A 16,211-nucleotide genomic window follows, 5' to 3' on the forward strand; every position below is an offset into this window, starting at 1 on the left:
CTACGCCCCAATCTCCCCGCAAATCTACGACAGGCGCCCCGACGCATGCGTCGGGGCCCTTGTGTGTGTGCTATCGCTGAGCGGTCTGCCGCCACCTGCAGGATGGCGGCAGACAGCGACTTACTCGCCGAGATCGATGCACAGGTACTTGGTCTCGAGGAACTCGGCCAGGCCCTGGTGCCCGCCTTCGCGACCGAGGCCGGAGGCCTTGACCCCACCGAAGGGCGCCGCGGCGTTGGAGATCAGGCCGGTATTGATGCCGACCATACCGTACTCGAGGGCGTCGGCCACTCGCCACACCCGGCCCAGGTCCTTCGAGTAGAAGTAGGCCGCCAGACCGAACTCGGTGTCGTTGGCCAGTTCGATGGCGTCCTCCTCGTCATCGAACGGGAATACCGCCGCCAGCGGACCGAAGGTCTCTTCCCGGGCCACCTTCATCTCGCTGGTGGCACCGCTGACCAGGGTCGGCGTGAAGTAGTTGCCACCCAGCGGATGGGGATGGCCACCGATCCACAGCTCGGCACCCTTGTCCACCGCGTCCTGGACATGCTCGTTGACCTTGCCCACTGCCTTGTCGTCGATCAGCGGTCCGATGTTGACACCCTCGGCGGTGCCGTCGCCGACCGTCAGTTCGCTGTTCATGGCCACCGCCAGCTTCTCGCTGAAGGCGTTGATGACGCTGGACTGCACCAAAAAGCGATTGGTACACACGCAGGTCTGGCCGGCATTGCGGAACTTGGCCGCCATGGCGCCGTCCACCGCCGCGTCCAGATCGGCGTCCTCGAACACAATGAACGGTGCGTTGCCGCCAAGCTCCAGCGAGATCTTCTGGATATGCTGGGCCGCCTGGGACATCAGGGTACGCCCCACCTCGGTGGAACCGGTGAAGGTGATCTTGCGCACCACCGGTGATTCGGTCAGGGCCGCGGCGATCTCGCTGGCCGACCCCGGCACCACGTTGAACACCCCACGCGGTACCCCGGCGCGCTCGGCAAGCAGCGCAAGCGCGGTGGCCGACAGCGGGGTCTGACTGGCCGGCTTGACCACGATGGTGCAGCCTGCCGCCAGGGCCGCGCCAGCCTTGCGGGTGATCATGGCGGCGGGGAAGTTCCAGGGCGTGATGGCGCCGCAGACACCCACCGGCTGCTTGGTCACCACGATACGCTGGTTGGCCTTGGCCGCCGGAATGGTCTCACCGTAGACCCGGCGTCCTTCCTCGGCGAACCAGCGCAGGAAACTGGCGGCATAGACGATCTCGCCGGCGGCTTCCTTGAGCGGCTTGCCCTGTTCGAGGGTCATGATGGTGGCCAGCTCGTCCTGATGTTCGAGCATCAGCTCGTACCACTTCATCAGGATGTCTGCCCGCTCCTGGGCCGTCAGCGCGCGCCAGGCCGGCAAGGCGGCGTCGGCCGCGTCGATCGCCGCCTCGGTCTCGGCGCGACCCAGGCGAGGCACCTGGGCGATGGTCTCGCCACTGGCCGGATTGACGATGTCGATCTGCTCCCCGCTGTCGGCCGCCACCCAGCTTCCGTCGATATAGGCAAAGGGGCGAAACAGCGGCATGTCGTTAAGGGCTTTCATGAAGGCTCCTAGCTCGGGCTTGACGGAAAACTGCATTGACTTGCGACGACGCTTCAGCGACTGCGCGACGACCATATAGCTTTCATGCTAAGCGTTCCGCTGGCCGATCGCCAACTCGAAGCCGTCGCCTCAACTCACCGAATCCTGATCCCGCGGTGCCCTCGAGGCCGACAGCGTGATCGACACCGAGTCGGCAAAGCGCAGCGCATGGGGCTTGTCGATCTCCACCTGGGTGGTCAGCACCTGCTCGTGACTCATGATCAGGTCCAGCACTTCGCGGGTCATCCGCTCCAGCAACTGAAAGCGGTTCTCCTCCACCAGCGCGATCACCTGCTTGGTGATGGTGCGGTAGTTGAGCGCCTGTTCGATATGATTGAACGCCACCGCCTTGTCGGCGCGGTAGCGGATCACCGCATTGATCACCACGTCCTGGCGATTGAGGATCTCCTCCTCCTTGATGCCGATGAAGGTCCTCAACCGCAGGTTCTTGATGCGGATGGTGGCAAGGTCGTGATCCAGATGCTGGTCACCCAGTACATGCAGGGACATGGCCCCTCCCGTGCGTCATGCTTGAAAGCGGTAAACGAAAAGCATCGGCTTCAGCGCTTCGTGCGGCGGCCGTAGAACCGGCCCCTCAGCGGCTGTTGACCAACGTCAGGAACTCCTGACGGGTGCTCGGCTTCTCGCGGAAGGCCCCCAGCATCACCGAGGACGTCATGCTGGAATTCTGCTTTTCGACCCCTCGCATCATCATGCACAGGTGTCGCGCCTCCACCACCACGGCCACGCCCCGGGCATCGGTGACCTGCAGCACGGCATCGGCGATCTGACGGGTCAGATTCTCCTGGATCTGCATGCGGCGGGCGTACATGTCGACGATCCGGGCAAACTTGGACAGTCCCAGCACCTTGCCGTTGGGCAGGTAGGCGATATGGCACTTGCCGATGAAGGGCAGCAGGTGATGCTCGCACATGGAGTACAGCTCGATGTCCTTGACCAGCACCATCTCGTCGGTCTCGGACGAAAACACCGCACCATTGACGATCTCTTCCAGCGACTGGGTGTAGCCGCGGTTGAGAAACTGCATGGCCTTGGCAGCACGCTTGGGCGTATCCACCAACCCTTCTCGCTCCGGGTCTTCGCCCAGTTCCTCAATGATGTGTCGATAGTGATTGGCGAGTTCGTCAGTCATGATCCAGCCCTTCAGGGGAGTCGTCGGCTCGGGCGAACACCAGGCGGCCCGCCTGGCTCCACAAAACCTGTACAAAGAATTTTTGAAGTATAGCTTTTGCATTGCGTGAGCGATAGTCTACCGCAGCGTGTCGCCTTCCGCAGTTCGCCTGGCGTTTTTGCCCACCGTCACCCCCCATCATTGGCGAGAAATCGGCGCGACACCCGATCTTGCCACAGCCTGCTGCAAAAGCCCGTTGCCGAGGCCTATTGGGAGATTGCCGTCACCGTCGCGACGAGGTACGTGACAGAGTGTCGCGCAACGAGAGCGATAGCTGTCCACCCGACAGCCCTGTGCTATCGTCATCAGGTTGTCCATGTGCCAGGCGACACTGTCGGTGGCATGCCTCCATGCAGCTACCCGTCCTGTTGCCCGCATTTCGCCAGCCATATCGCGAGAATCGCCAATGCCTGCCCTTCGCCGCCTGCTTGCCCGGCCCAGCACGCCCCTCGTCGCCATTCTGACCTTCAGCGCCCTGACCAGCATGACGCCCGCTATGGCGGACAGCCTGGAGCTACCCGCCCAGGCACGCATCGATGTCAGCATTATCGAAGGCATCGACCTCGACTCCGCCGGACAGCGGCTCGATGATGTCATGCTCAAGCCCGCCGCCGATGCCGAGGGACGCACCGACCTGCCCCACTACTGCGTGCTGGTCGGCGACGCCAAGCGCGATGGCCAACGCCTGCGTATCACCACCGAGGCCCTCACCTGCGTCGAGACCGATGGCGGCGAAAGCCACATCTACTCCGGCGAACTCATCGCCGGCGCCTATGACGAGGATGGCCAGTTCGGCATCGCCGCCTGCGATGACGGCGGCTGCCGCCTGGACGCCGACCGCGTGTTTCAGCTGGAACTGACCGAACCGCTGGCCATCGAGCAGATGCCCAATCCGTCTGCGCAGCTTAACGCCGAACGTCGTGGCGAAGACGCCGACACCGAAACCAAGCAGGCCACCCCGTCGAGCCAGACCACTCCGTCCGAGTAGCGGCACCTATGGCGGACAGCACACGGCGTCCGCCAGACCCCATCTGTCAGCCACCCGCCAGCCAGCGCTCGGAATCCGCCAGGGCCAGACGTTGATGCTCCAGCTGGCGGATGTGCTCGTCCCAGTAGCCGGCGTCGGCGACCCAGGGAAACGCCCGGGGAAAGGCCGGATCGTCCCAGCGCGCCACCACCCAGGCGCTATGGCGCATCAACCTCAGGGCGCGCAGCGGTTCGATCAGGGCGAGCTGCTGGCGATCGAAATCGATCACCTGCTCGTAGCCCTCGATCACCTCCGATAGCTGCATCGCCCTTTCCTCCGGCCCCTGGGCGGTGAACAGCATCCACAGGTCCTGTACCGCCGGCGCCATCATCGCGTCGTCGAAATCGACCAGCGCAAAGCGATCCTCCCGCCCCAGCATATTGCCGATATGGCAGTCGCCGTGAACCCTCTGCATGGGTGCGCTGACACCCGCGGGTGGTGCCAGCGCCTCGATCAACTGCTGCGAGATGCGCTCGTAGGCCTTGCGCTGACGCTCGCTCAACCAGGGACTCTCGAGTACCGTGCGACGAGCCTGTTCGGCCATGGCGCGGGGCTCCTGCCGACAGCGATGGGCGAACTCGCCGCGCCGGCCCACCTCGTGCACGCGTCCTATCAGCTCACCCAGGGCGAACAGATGGTCGGGGTTCTCGAGCTCAGGCGCCTGGCCGGGCAGGTGGGGAAACAGCGCCACGCGGTAGCCCCCCGCCCGGTGCAGACTCTCGCCAGCGTCGTTGCGCCAGGGGGCCGCCACCGCCACCCCGGCATCGTCGAGCTCACGCAGGAAGGCGTGCTCCTCGCCGATGGCCTCATCGCTCAACCGGTCGGGGCGGTAGAACTTGGCCACCCAACGCTTGCGGTCATCGTCCTGCACCAGATAGACGCGGTTCTCGTAGCTGTTGAGCGCAAAGGGCTCGCCGGGCAGCCACAGGCCCAGTGATTCGATCGCCTCCACCACGCGCTGCGGAGAAAGTTCACTGAAGGGCGTGGGGGTCGTGGTCATGGGGGCTCCGGGTAAAAGCACAAATATCAAACGAGGCGAGAGGCGCCGAGCTTAACAGAGCCAGGGTGGCGGCGTCCTCGCCAGCGCCCAGGCGTCCACCCGGCGTGCCCCCGCCCGGCGACAGGCCTGCGCCAGCCGCTCAAGGGTGGCCCCGGTGGTCATGACGTCATCGACCAGCGCCACGTGCCGAGGCAGCCCTGACGCGATACCAAACATGCCCGACGCGATGCGACGGCGGGCCCGCGAACCGAGCTCATGCTGGGGGCGATCATCGCGACGCCGCCAGGCCCGCCTCACCGGCACGCCGAGCCGGCGCCCCAGCTCGCAGGCCAGCCACTGGCCCTGATCGAAGCCAAAGCGCCTGGCCCTGACGGGATGACGCGGCACCCCGATCAGAGCGTCAGGCACGCCATTCTCGCCCGCGAGTGACGCCTCGAGAAACAGTGCGACCAGCAACTGGGCGCTGGGCAGATGGGCCTCGGCCTTGAAGCGCTGGACGAGACGCCTGATCTCGTCGCGGTAGATCAGCGGCGTCCGCACCTCATGGAAGCTGAAGGGCTCCACCAGACAGCGACCGCACAGGCGTTCACCCGCCGGACGCCGCCAGCGGTGCTCGGGCAAGGGTTCGCCACAGCCCTCGCAGGGACAACGATTGAGGTCAAGCCCTCGGCGGCAGGGATCACACAGCAGGACGGACACAGGACCCGGCGCAGCAATCACCGCGAGCCCCGATCTTGACCCTGACCCTGGTCCTGGCGCCAGGGTCGCCAGGCAGAACAGGCAGCGATCCGCCATCAGTTTCGCCACGCCATGGTCAACCTTGCCGATCACGCAGGTTGACAGCTTCGCCACACCACTTATCCTTGTCGTCAACCAATCCGATTTTAAAAAGTTGACCATAGCGAGACACCCATGTCTGCCGACTCGACGTCCACAGTTTCCACCCTAGCCGCCGATGCCGCCCCCCGTCACGACTGGACGCTCGATGAGATCGAAGCGCTGTTCGCCCTGCCCTTCAATGATCTGCTGTTCAAGGCCCAGTGCGTCCACCGCCAGCACTTCGATGCCAACGCCGTTCAGGTCTCGACCCTGTTGTCGATCAAGACCGGCGCCTGCCCCGAGGACTGCAAGTACTGTCCTCAGTCTGGCCACTACAACACCGGCCTGGACAAGGAGAAGCTGCTCGAGATCGAAAAGGTGGTGGAGCAGGCGAAGTCCGCACTCGATGCCGGTGCCAGCCGTTTCTGCATGGGCGCCGCCTGGCGCAGCCCGCGCCAGCGGGATCTCGAGGTGGTCATCGAAATGGTGAAAAGGGTCAAGGCGCTGGGGCTCGAGACCTGCATGACCCTCGGCATGGTCGACGAAGCCCAGGCCCATCAGCTGGCCGATGCCGGCCTCGACTACTACAACCACAATCTGGATACCTCGCCTGAGTACTACGGCGAGATCATTACCACGCGCAGCTACGCCGATCGCCTCGACACCCTGGGCAATGTGCGCCAGGCCGGCATGAAGATCTGCTCCGGCGGCATCCTCGGCATGGGCGAGACCGCCCGTGATCGCGCAGGACTGCTCAGGCAGCTGGCCAACCTGTCACCGCACCCGGAGTCGGTACCGATCAACATGCTGGTCAAGGTCCCCGGCACGCCCCTCGAGGACGTCGAGGACCTCGACCCCATCGAGTACCTGCGCGCCATCGCGGTGGCCCGCATCATGATGCCGAAGAGCCACGTGCGACTGTCCGCCGGGCGGGAGCAAATGGACGAGTCGACCCAGGCACTGGCCTTCATGGCCGGCGCCAACTCGATCTTCTACGGCGACACCCTGCTGACCACCGGCAACCCACAGGTCGAGCGCGACCGCGCGCTGTTCGACAAGCTTGGCCTGCATCCGGAACGTCGCGACACCTGTGCCAGTGACGACGAACGCGAACAGGTCCTGGCCCGGCAGATCGAGCGCCAGGCCAGGGAAGCCAGCAGCGCCCAGTTCTATGACGCTGCGGTCTAGCCCCATGTGCGCCCGCTGCCAGCCCTGCGCTAGTGCGGCGCATCACTGCCAGGAGCCCACCCCATGAGCGCAGACTGGCATTCCCACCTGCGCCAGAGTGCCCAGGCACGCCACGAGGCGCATCGCTGGCGCCAGCGCCGTGTCCATCGGCAGGACGCGCAGCGACTCGACATGGCCGGCAATGACTATCTCGGTCTGGCCGCTGACCCGCGTCTGGCCGAGGCCGCCGCCGATGGTGCGCGGCGCTTCGGCGCCGGGGCCCGTGCCTCACATCTGGTCACCGGACACAGCACGGTGCACGAGGCGCTCGAAGAAGCCCTGGCACGCCTCACCGGACGCCCCCGGGCGCTGCTGTTCTCCACCGGCTACATGGCCAACCTGGGGGTGATACAGGCGCTCTGTGACAGCGGCGTGCATCTTCTGCAGGACCGGCTGAATCACGCCTCCCTGATCGACGGTGCCCGGCTGTCCGGCGCCCGCTCACGGCGCTATCACCACAACGACCTTGATGACCTGGCGCGCCTGCTGGATCGGGTGCCGGACGCCAGCCGCCGCCTGGTCATCAGCGACGGTGTCTTCAGCATGGACGGGGACTGCGCCGACGTCGACGGCCTTGCCGCACTCAGCCGGCGCCACGGCGCCTGGCTGATGATCGACGATGCTCACGGCATCGGCGTGCTGGGCGAAAACGGCGACGGCAGCGTCGGGCGACGACTCGGCTGCGAGCGGGTCCCCGTGCTGGTCGGCACCCTGGGCAAGGCGCTCGGCACCGCCGGTGCCTTCGTCGCCGGCGATGACGCCCTGATCGAGCATCTGATCCAGTTCGCCCGCCCTTACATCTACACCACCGCCCTGCCCCCGCCGGTGGCGGCAGCGACGCTTCAGTCTCTCGAGATACTGGCCGGCGAACCCGAGCGTCGCCGCCATCTCGATGGGCTGATCGCGCGATTCCGCCGCGAGGCCACCAGCCTGAAGCTGCCGCTGATGGCGTCGGCCACCCCCATCCAGCCGATCCTGCTCGGCGATGAGCAGCGCACCCTGGACTGGGCCGGGACCCTCGAGGACGCTGGCATCCGGGTGGGTGCCATTCGCCCGCCGACGGTCCCCGCCGGTGCCTCGAGGCTGCGTGTCACCCTGAGCGCCGCCCATGACGACCACGACATCGACCGTCTGCTCGAGGCGCTCTTGACGTGCCAGAAGCAGGAGTCGGCCACCTGCGCAGGGGCATCCCGATGATCCGGCTGGTCCTGCTGTCCGGTTGGGCCATCGACGCCAGAATCTGGTCACCGCTGGCGAGCCATTGGGGGACCTCGGTGACGGTGGAGGCCATCGACTGGCCCGGCATGGGCGGCAGGCCCGCGCTTGCAGACGCAGACGCCTCGGACGCAGACGCCTCGGACGCAAACACGGGGCTTTTCCAGCAGCAGGCACACCCGTCCTCTGGCATTCAGACGCTGGCGAAGGCCATGGGCCCTTCCCTGTCGTCCCGCGACGGCGAGCCGGTCATCTGGGTGGGCTGGTCGCTCGGTGCGTTGCAGGCCGCCGCGCTGACCCGGCACCTGCCCGCCCCCGATGGCCTGGTGCTGCTCGGCATGGGCCCGACCTTCTGTCACCCGAACGGGGTGACAACGTCCGCGCTGGCTGATTTTCGCGCCGCCTTCCGCCGCAACCCGACCAGGGCCAGAGAGCATTTCCTGCGCTGGCAGCTGTCCGGCGAGCCCTCGCCCCGTGACGCCCTGCGCCGGCTGCGCACCCTGCTGACGCCTGACATCGGCGCCGATCACGCCACCCTGGAGCAGGGCCTCGCCACCCTGGCAGGCGCCGATATCGGTGACCTGCTTGGCGGCGTGCCAGGCCATGTCTCAGGCCAAGCGCCGGATAATGCAACTCCCGTCCCCATCACGTCCCTGTGCGGTGCCACGGATCCCTTGCTGGCGCCTGCCGTACGCGCGGCCATGGACGAGCGTATCGAAGGCGCCGGGCACTGCCCGATGCTGAGCCAGCCGGCCCGTCTGGCCGAGGCGATTCAGCGACACGCCTTGCGGATGCTAGATGGAGGAAAGGCACCCACCAGCCGCCGCGGGGCTCACTATGGTGACCGCGAAGACGATGATGCCGACCGCGAAGCAACCGATGCCGACCGCGAAGTCCAGGGGTTTGACGAGGTGACGCCATGAACGCTCCGCTAGTGCAGCGCCAGCTCGAGCCCGCGCGCTCCAGCGACACGGCCACGGCCGCGCCGGACCAGAGGGGCGTCTCCGCAGCGCCCGATGCCACACCCGGTGACTGGCAGCGACGGGTCGCCCGGGCGTTCTCGCGGGCAGCCCCGCGCTACCGAGAACTGGCGCGCGCCCAGATGGCCATGGCCGAGACGCTGTGGCCCCACCTGCCAGATCACGCCGAGCGGATCCTCGATCTGGGTTGCGGGCCCGGCGACCTGACCCGAAGAGTGGCCGAGCGCTACCCTGACGCCAGCGTGCTGGGGCTGGATCTGTCCGCGGCGATGCTGGCACAGGCTCGCCAGACGCTGGTTCAACAGACACTGACCCAACAGACACCGACCCAACAGACACCGACCCGACCAGCCCAGGACCACCGAGGCACCGAGCCACGTCGACAAGAGGCATCACCTCATCCGCGCGCCACGGCGTGCGCCTGGGTCTGCGCCGACGCCCAGGCGCTGCCGCTGGCCGATGCCAGTCTCGACCTGGCGATATCCAATCTGGCCATCCAGTGGTGTCCCGACCTGAAGCAGGTGCTGGCGGAACTCCATCGCGTCCTGGCGCCTGGGGGACGGGCGGTACTCAACACCCTGCTGCCCGGCACCCTGGCAGAGATCGGCCAGGTCTGGCGTCAACCGGGCAAGGCCAGTGGAGTGCTGGACTTCGCAAGCCTCGACGACCACCGGCGTGCAGTGCTTTCCCGCCCCTGGGCCGCCACCGCCTTCGAGCAGCGTGCCGAGCGCTTCTACTACCCGGACCTGGACGCCGTGATGGCCTCGGTCAAGGGCGTCGGCGCCCAGGTCGCCCGTCCCGGCGCCCGTCTGAGCCGTCAGGATATAAGACAGGCGCGGGCCCGCTATGAACACCTGCGCAGACCCGAAGGACTACCGGTGACCTACCAGCGGCTGACCTTGATTCTCGATCGCTGACGCCTGACCACCGCGCCCCTGAGTGAGGTGCCCCATCGTCGTTTCACCGCCACCAAACTTGCAGCACAGGATCCCGCACTCGCCATGCCAAGCTACTTTGTGACCGGCACCGACACCGACGCCGGCAAGACCCTGGCAAGTTCCGGCCTGCTGGCCCTGGCACGCCGCCAGGGCCAGACCACCCTCGGCCTCAAACCGATCGCCTCGGGGTGTGAGTCCACCGCCGAGGGCCTGCGCAATATCGACGCCCTGACCCTGCAGGCCCAGAGCGTGCCGTCTGTACCCTATGACGACATCAACCCCTTCGCCTTCGCGCCCCCCATCGCGCCACACCTGGCGGCTCGCTATGCCGGCGTGGACCTGTCCCTCGACAGGCTCTGCCACACGCTGGGGGGAAGCCTTGAGCTCCCCCGTGATCTGATCCTGGTCGAGGGAGCCGGCGGCTACCGGGTCCCGCTCAACGACCAGGAGGACCTGGCGGGGCTCGCCACACGCCTTCAGCTTCCGGTGGTCCTGGTGGTGGGACTGAAACTCGGCTGCCTGAACCACGCCCTGTTGACCGCCGAAGCCCTCAAGGCAGATGGCGTCACTTGCGCCGGCTGGATCGGCAACCTTGTCGATCCCGGCTTCGCCGAAGATGAAACCCTCTACCGGGACAACCTCGATCACCTGAAAGCCAGACTGCCGGGGCCCTGCCTCGGCATCATTCCGCGCCTCGATGGCAGCGACCATCGGGCACTCGCCGATCAAGCCGCCGATCATCTTTCGCTGCCATAGCTCGAACTCACAAGCCTCAGCCCCGCCCCCGAGCCGCTCGCAGCGTCCGGGCGGATAGCGGGGCCCAGACTCGATCGAAGCGAGCGAACCTCACGGAAGTGTTTGACTTGCCAGGCCGGCAACGTAAAATATGCCCCGCCTACCCCGCGTGCGGATGTGGTGGAATTGGTAGACACGCTAGATTTAGGTTCTAGTGCCTTAGCGCGTGGGAGTTCGAGTCTCCCCATCCGCACCATCTTTTCGGACCCGTCGAGCGAGCACACTTCATTCGACCTCAGGTCCAGCATTCTTCTTGACCTTCCTCCTGTCGGCTCGGCCCCTGGCCCTTGCTTCGACACGCCCTAGCTTCGACACGCCCTAGCTTCGATACGCCCTAGCTTCGATACGCCCTAGCTTCGATACGCCCTAGCCTCGACGCGCCCTAGCTTCGACACGCCTAGCTCCCCGTTGACGCCGCCTAAGCATCCGTTGGCTTTGTCAGGGCTCGATCCTGCTATCGTTACATGCATGTTCCATGATTGAAATCGACCTCGCACGTTGCGCAGGTCCGCGAAAAAAGGTCATTGCATGCTGAACTACTTTGCCCTCGGCATCCTGTGCTTCGTGGTGTTGACCCTGTTCTACGGTGTCATCGTCATCCACGACATCCCCTACGGTATCGCCAAGAAGCGCGACCACCCGCACCAGGACGCGATCCACGTCGCCGGCTGGGTCAGCCTGTTCACCCTGCACGTGCTGTGGCCCTTCCTGTGGATCTGGGCCACCCTCTATCGGCCCGATCGCGGCTGGGGCTTCAAGCAGATCGAGGAAGAACAGGCGCGAGAGCGCAGCGAGATCGACGAGTTACGTCTCGAACTCGACCACCTGCGCCAGCGGCTCGACGCCCAGGAGGCCTCAGCGCCGTCGCTCAAGGCCGAGCAACCGGCTCGCGCCCAATATACGTCCGGCAATACCCAGGGGGGTCAGGACTGATGGATCTGCTTATCGTGCTGACCTATGCGGCGCTGTGTATCGCCGTGTTCAAGATCTTCCGCATCCCGCTCAACAAGTGGACGGTCCCCACTGCGGTACTCGGCGGCATCATCGTGGTCGCGACCCTGGTGCTGCTGATGAACTACAACCATCCCTTTACCCGCCAGGTTCGCCAGGCCTACGCGGTGACGCCGCTGGTATCCGAGGTCCGGGCCCGGGTCAGCTCCGTCGAGGTCGACCCCAACACCCTGGTCGAGGCCGGTACCCCGCTGTTCATCCTGGACGCCACCCAGTTCGAGTCCCGGGTAGAGCGGCTGACGGCGGAGCTGGAAGACGCCCTGCGCAATTCCGACAGTCGCAGCGCCGGCGTTGCCGAGGCCGAGGCCAACCTGGTGGCGGCCCAGGCCGATAGAGATCAGGCCAGTCGGACCCTGGCACGTTATCAGGCCGCCTCCTCGGCCTTCAGCCGTCAGCAGATCGACGAAGCCTCCCAGAACGCCCAGACCGCGGCTGCACGTGTCGCCCAGGCCGAGGCTGCCCTCGAACGGGCCCGCGCCGAACAGCGCCCCGACGGCGATGACGAGGACCCGCTGGTCGTCGCCAAGCGCGCCCAACTGGCCGAGGCACAATATGATCTGCAAAACACGGTCATCCGCGCACCCACGGACGGCTTTCTGACACAGCTCGCGGTGCGCCCGGGAATGATGGCGGTACCGTTGCCGCTGAAGCCACTGGGGGTCTTCGTGCATGACGAACCCGGCCGCTTTACCGGCGCCTTCCGCCAGCAGGCGCTCAACCGCATCCAGCCAGGCGACGAGGCCGAACTGACCTTCACCGCCCTGCCGGGCCAGGTGTTCGCCGCCGAAGTCATCGAGGTGCTGCCGGCCATCGCCGAGTCCCAGGTCGCCGCCGGTGATCGACTGCTGGGCGCCGACGCCTTCGCCAGGACCGACGCCCCTGCGCTGGTGACCCTGAAGCTCGCCCCGGGCCAGGATATGCCGGACATGCCGCAGGGCATCGGCGCCCAGGCAGCGGTCTACACCGAGCACTTCCACCACGTCGCCATCATGCGCAAGGTGCTGTTGCGCATGCTCGGCTGGCAGCACTATGTCTACATCGACCACTGAGTCGACAGGCGTTTCGCCGACGCTGACCCGCTGCTAGGCTGGCCCCAGTCAGGTTCGCCCAGCGTGGCGAACCAGGGAGCGACAGACAGCACCCAGCCTTTCCTGGTGTACCCGACGAAAGGCACACCAGGTGGCTGGGGGCGGGGGGCAAGGATGCACAGCAGGAAGGAATCAACGCGCACCAATACCTGGGTGGCACTGGTGATCGTCATCGCCAGCGCCGCTCTGAGCTACTGGCTGCTGGACAGTCGCGACGACGTCAATGGGGGTGCAGCGGTATCGCTGTTCTCGTTGGGTCTCGTCAGCGCGCTGGTGATCGGCTATTCCCGTTCGGTCAGTCAGATCAACGCCCTCGGCGCCCAGGTCAAGTTCAACCGCCTAAGCCAGGAAGCCGACGCCACGCGCAAATCGCTGGAGCGCGACCGCCTTCATCTCTACCGCATGCTGATACCGCTGACGCTGAAGCACCCCGAAGGCGAACACGCCATCCACGGCGTCGACCCCCGTGTACCGGCACTGCTGGAACTTGACGACAAGGTCGCTACCGAAGGCCTTCAGGCCGACCTGTCACAGGAACTCGCCCGCGCCCTCCATCGCCTGCTGCATAGCCAGTACCACCGCATCGTGGAACTGCTGCCGCAGGACGCCTCCCTGCCAGCGTCACAACGGACATCATCGGGCCACGACTTTACTCCCGCCCAGCTTGGCGAGCTGCTGGATCGGGCCGAAGCCTGTCTCGAGAGCCAAGGCGAGGCGTCGACGTCCAATGACGACAGACAGCGGCTTCACAACAATGTTCGCGTCAGCCGCCGCCTGCTGGCCAGTTACCATCGGCTCGATGACGTCACCCCAAAAGCCCCGTCTGACGCCGTTGTCTGAGGTCCGCAGACAGCCTCTCGCTTCTCGTCTCTCACCTCTCACCTCTCGCCTCTCGCCTCTCGCCTCTCGCCTCTCGCCTCTCGCCACCTGGTCCCCGCCCGAGCGAATGACCGATCAGGCTGTGCCAGTTCGCTCCATCCTGTTCCCCGACGTCGGCCCCAAACTCGGCGTCCCTGGCCCTCGTCTACGCTGAGATGGCGGTACATCACCGCAGTGTCACATCCATCTTCGCGATCGGCGGGAGGCCCCATGGCAAAGCCATGTCACACGACAACACCCTCGCGGGTTCTAGTACACAGGAGTGGGAGGGCGGTCTCAATGAGCAAGTGCAACACCTGATCGATCAGGTACGCTATCGCTATGACTCATTGCTACCACCACCTTACTGCTGAAGAACGTGCCACCATCATGCTGATGCGTGAAGGTCACTCGATACGCTCCATCGCCAAGTTCCTTGGGAGAGCTGCCAGCACGATTTCTCGAGAACTGGCTCGGCATGCGGTACCTTCTCATGCTGGCTATGACGCCAGTCTGGCGGGTTTCAGGGCCACGCTGACGCGACATCGAGCACGACGACAATCTAAGTTGCGCCTTGGTACGCCTCTCTTCGATCTGGTGACCTACCTGTTGCGCAAGTACTGGTCTCCTAGGCAGATAGCCATCACACTGAAGCGCATGTATCCAAATGACCCTACACGTCAGGTCTCCCACGAGGCCATCTACAACGCGCTCTATGTGATGCCCCGAGGCTCGCTGAAAAAAGAGCTCATTGCTTGCCTTCGGCAGGGGAAGGGAAAGCGGCGTCCACGCAGTCGTGGCAAGGATCGTCGCCGCCAAATTCCTGACTTGGTCAGTATTCATCTCCGGCCGCCTGAGATCGAAGATCGGTTGATGCCCGGGCATTGGGAAGGCGACCTCATCATGGGGGCCAGCAACCGTTCTGCCGTAGGCACGTTGGTTGAGCGCACGACACGCTTCGTCATCCTGGTGAAAATGGACGGTACGACCGCGACGGATGCGATGGTCGGCTTTAGTGACAAATTGAACCGTGTTCCACGCTCACTACGGCTGTCGATGACCTACGACCAAGGGAGCGAGATGGTCAAGCATGCCGAAATAACCCAACGTACCGGGACAGCCATCTACTTCGCCGATCCACACAGCCCGTGGCAACGTGGGTCTAACGAGAATACCAATGGTCTGCTTCGACAGTATCTGTCCAAAGGAACAGACCTATCGACCTACACCCAGGAGGAGCTCGATGAGATCGCAGACTCACTCAATACCAGGCCTAGAGAGACGTTGAACGCCAAGACGCCTCTGGAGGTATACGCGGAGGTTCTCCAGAAGTCAGTGCCCGGATCTCCGGCACTCCAATAGTGTTGCGCTTGTAGGTTGAGACCGCCGAGTTGCAGCAAAAAAACCTAAGAGAACCTAACAATTCGCCGTAGCGTATTTACCAATACGTCTGACGCTTTCCGGCAAGGAAGTAACGCTCAACCAGGCAGTTACTCCAGCCCCCACTCTCCTTCAAAAACTATTTGGGGGGTGCCTCTATAACTCTCTACTACGCCACGAACGCACAACGTATCCCCAACTCTTACAGACGACAGAAAACTAGAAAAATTTTCAGCATCCTTTCCCCATATAACAACATCCAGCCTTTCTTCGCGTGGAAACTTATTTCCCAAATTAATCCATGTAGGATGACCAGTCACATCTGGACGACTTACAATGTCCGCGACCCCTCCAGACACAAACACCATTTCTCCGAGATGATTCACACTATCCTTCCAATGTAAAGATCCGTCGCAACCCTCATTCCAAAGCCCATGATTGAAGTGACTATCTATCATCACCTTTATATCAGAAAAAACCTTAGTCGAAGACATATTAAAGATAAAATATACAAAAAAACAAAACAGCAAAGCAAACATGACGATCGATAGTATTATCTTTCTCGATTTTCTTTTTTTAGAATATCTATTACTCCATGAATTTTTCTCGAGAACACTCCCTTCGATGCGCTTATCAAACTTATCTTTATTCCTTGATTGCTCTAACAATGAAGCTAATATTAGAGCACATCGTCTGGGATGATCACGAACATCTCTATTAGCAAACCGAACGACATCCCACCCCTGACACACCAAGGCAGCATGCCTTCTTTGCCAATCAACGAATTCCTCATGCGACATACCCGAGCCAACACCACGTTTATCATAACCGTCTATTTCTATGGCAATTCTAACGTATTCCCCTTCCGTAATCGTGAAATCACAATAGCGCCGGCCCCCATCAACATCATAAAATTCAACCTGTGTAGACAAAGAGGAAAAGCTAAAATCTCTCAGCCGTGCAACAACATTTTCAACAAACATTTTCTCATATTTACTCCCCATGTTATTTTCATTTTCATTAAGCCATGCCTCAGCAGTGTCAATATTACGACTCCCCAT

The 16,211-nt window shown here is 63.7% G+C and carries 16 protein-coding genes and 1 tRNA gene; 11 read left to right on the forward strand and 6 right to left on the reverse strand.

The genetic code is table 11. The features are described from left to right. Positions 1 to 120: 120 nt before the first annotated feature. The 3 genes from NFI08_RS19565 to folE all read right to left on the reverse strand — a co-directional run bounded on the left by NFI08_RS19565 (position 121) and on the right by folE (position 2,773). On the reverse strand, positions 121 to 1,581 hold the full coding sequence (locus NFI08_RS19565; RefSeq protein ID WP_349591302.1) for an NAD-dependent succinate-semialdehyde dehydrogenase: 1,461 nt from the start codon (positions 1,579 to 1,581) through the stop codon (positions 121 to 123). 129 nt (positions 1,582 to 1,710) lie between these two features. Then, entirely contained in the window at positions 1,711 to 2,130 is a 420-nt protein-coding gene (folX, locus tag NFI08_RS19570) for a dihydroneopterin triphosphate 2'-epimerase (protein ID WP_045993970.1), read from the reverse strand. A gap of 85 nt (positions 2,131 to 2,215) precedes the next feature. Continuing rightward, positions 2,216 to 2,773 (reverse strand): GTP cyclohydrolase I FolE, encoded by a 558-nt coding sequence (folE, locus tag NFI08_RS19575; protein ID WP_045993969.1) that lies wholly within the window; start codon positions 2,771 to 2,773, stop codon positions 2,216 to 2,218. A gap of 445 nt (positions 2,774 to 3,218) precedes the next feature. On the opposite strand from folE, the gene NFI08_RS19580 reads away from it, so the two are divergent. Further along, positions 3,219 to 3,800: a TraB/TrbI/VirB10 family type IV secretion system protein gene (locus NFI08_RS19580; protein ID WP_349591303.1), complete on the forward strand. Its 582-nt coding sequence runs from the start codon at positions 3,219 to 3,221 to the stop codon at positions 3,798 to 3,800. 46 nt (positions 3,801 to 3,846) lie between these two features. Here NFI08_RS19580 and NFI08_RS19585 read toward each other — a convergent pair whose 3' ends face one another. Then, positions 3,847 to 4,839: a serine/threonine protein kinase gene (locus NFI08_RS19585; RefSeq protein ID WP_349591304.1), complete on the reverse strand. Its 993-nt coding sequence runs from the start codon at positions 4,837 to 4,839 to the stop codon at positions 3,847 to 3,849. 51 nt (positions 4,840 to 4,890) lie between these two features. After that, positions 4,891 to 5,691 carry a ComF family protein gene (locus NFI08_RS19590; RefSeq protein WP_240184240.1) on the reverse strand — a complete coding sequence of 267 codons (801 nt, stop codon included), beginning with the start codon at positions 5,689 to 5,691 and terminating at the stop codon, positions 4,891 to 4,893. A 60-nt stretch (positions 5,692 to 5,751) separates the two neighbouring features. On the opposite strand from NFI08_RS19590, the gene bioB reads away from it, so the two are divergent. From bioB to NFI08_RS19640, 10 genes are all read left to right on the forward strand, one after another. After that, entirely contained in the window at positions 5,752 to 6,846 is a 1,095-nt protein-coding gene (gene bioB / locus NFI08_RS19595) for a biotin synthase BioB (protein WP_045993967.1), read from the forward strand. 63 nt (positions 6,847 to 6,909) lie between these two features. Further along, a complete protein-coding gene (gene bioF / locus NFI08_RS19600; RefSeq protein ID WP_108448994.1) occupies positions 6,910 to 8,082 on the forward strand; it encodes an 8-amino-7-oxononanoate synthase in 1,173 nt (390 codons plus the stop codon). Continuing rightward, positions 8,079 to 9,023 carry an alpha/beta fold hydrolase gene (locus NFI08_RS19605; protein WP_349591305.1) on the forward strand — a complete coding sequence of 315 codons (945 nt, stop codon included), beginning with the start codon at positions 8,079 to 8,081 and terminating at the stop codon, positions 9,021 to 9,023. The genes bioF and NFI08_RS19605 overlap by 4 nt, the downstream gene beginning before the upstream one ends. After that, positions 9,020 to 9,997 (forward strand): methyltransferase domain-containing protein, encoded by a 978-nt coding sequence (locus NFI08_RS19610; RefSeq protein WP_349591306.1) that lies wholly within the window; start codon positions 9,020 to 9,022, stop codon positions 9,995 to 9,997. The genes NFI08_RS19605 and NFI08_RS19610 overlap by 4 nt, the downstream gene beginning before the upstream one ends. Before the next feature lie 84 nt (positions 9,998 to 10,081). Continuing rightward, positions 10,082 to 10,774: a dethiobiotin synthase gene (gene bioD / locus NFI08_RS19615; RefSeq protein WP_108448991.1), complete on the forward strand. Its 693-nt coding sequence runs from the start codon at positions 10,082 to 10,084 to the stop codon at positions 10,772 to 10,774. A gap of 150 nt (positions 10,775 to 10,924) precedes the next feature. Further along, positions 10,925 to 11,009: transfer RNA gene (locus NFI08_RS19620), tRNA-Leu, on the forward strand. A gap of 332 nt (positions 11,010 to 11,341) precedes the next feature. Next, the gene (locus NFI08_RS19625) at positions 11,342 to 11,746 is read left to right on the forward strand and encodes a DUF3302 domain-containing protein (protein WP_108132880.1); all 405 of its coding nucleotides are present in this window, start codon (positions 11,342 to 11,344) and stop codon (positions 11,744 to 11,746) included. Next, positions 11,746 to 12,873, forward strand: coding sequence for an HlyD family secretion protein (locus tag NFI08_RS19630; RefSeq protein ID WP_349591307.1), 1,128 nt, complete (start codon positions 11,746 to 11,748; stop codon positions 12,871 to 12,873). Before NFI08_RS19625 ends, NFI08_RS19630 begins: the two co-directional genes overlap by 1 nt. Positions 12,874 to 13,026: 153 nt before the next feature. Then, positions 13,027 to 13,752: a hypothetical protein gene (locus NFI08_RS19635; protein WP_349591308.1), complete on the forward strand. Its 726-nt coding sequence runs from the start codon at positions 13,027 to 13,029 to the stop codon at positions 13,750 to 13,752. A 360-nt stretch (positions 13,753 to 14,112) separates the two neighbouring features. Continuing rightward, on the forward strand, positions 14,113 to 15,132 hold the full coding sequence (locus NFI08_RS19640) for an IS30 family transposase (protein ID WP_349589945.1): 1,020 nt from the start codon (positions 14,113 to 14,115) through the stop codon (positions 15,130 to 15,132). A gap of 128 nt (positions 15,133 to 15,260) precedes the next feature. Here NFI08_RS19640 and NFI08_RS19645 read toward each other — a convergent pair whose 3' ends face one another. Then, complete coding sequence (locus NFI08_RS19645) at positions 15,261 to 16,211, reverse strand: hypothetical protein (protein WP_349591309.1); 951 nt, start codon at positions 16,209 to 16,211, stop codon at positions 15,261 to 15,263.

The organism is Halomonas sp. EF61 (assembly GCF_040147045.1).
In the GTDB taxonomy this organism is placed as follows: domain Bacteria; phylum Pseudomonadota; class Gammaproteobacteria; order Pseudomonadales; family Halomonadaceae; genus Halomonas; species Halomonas litopenaei.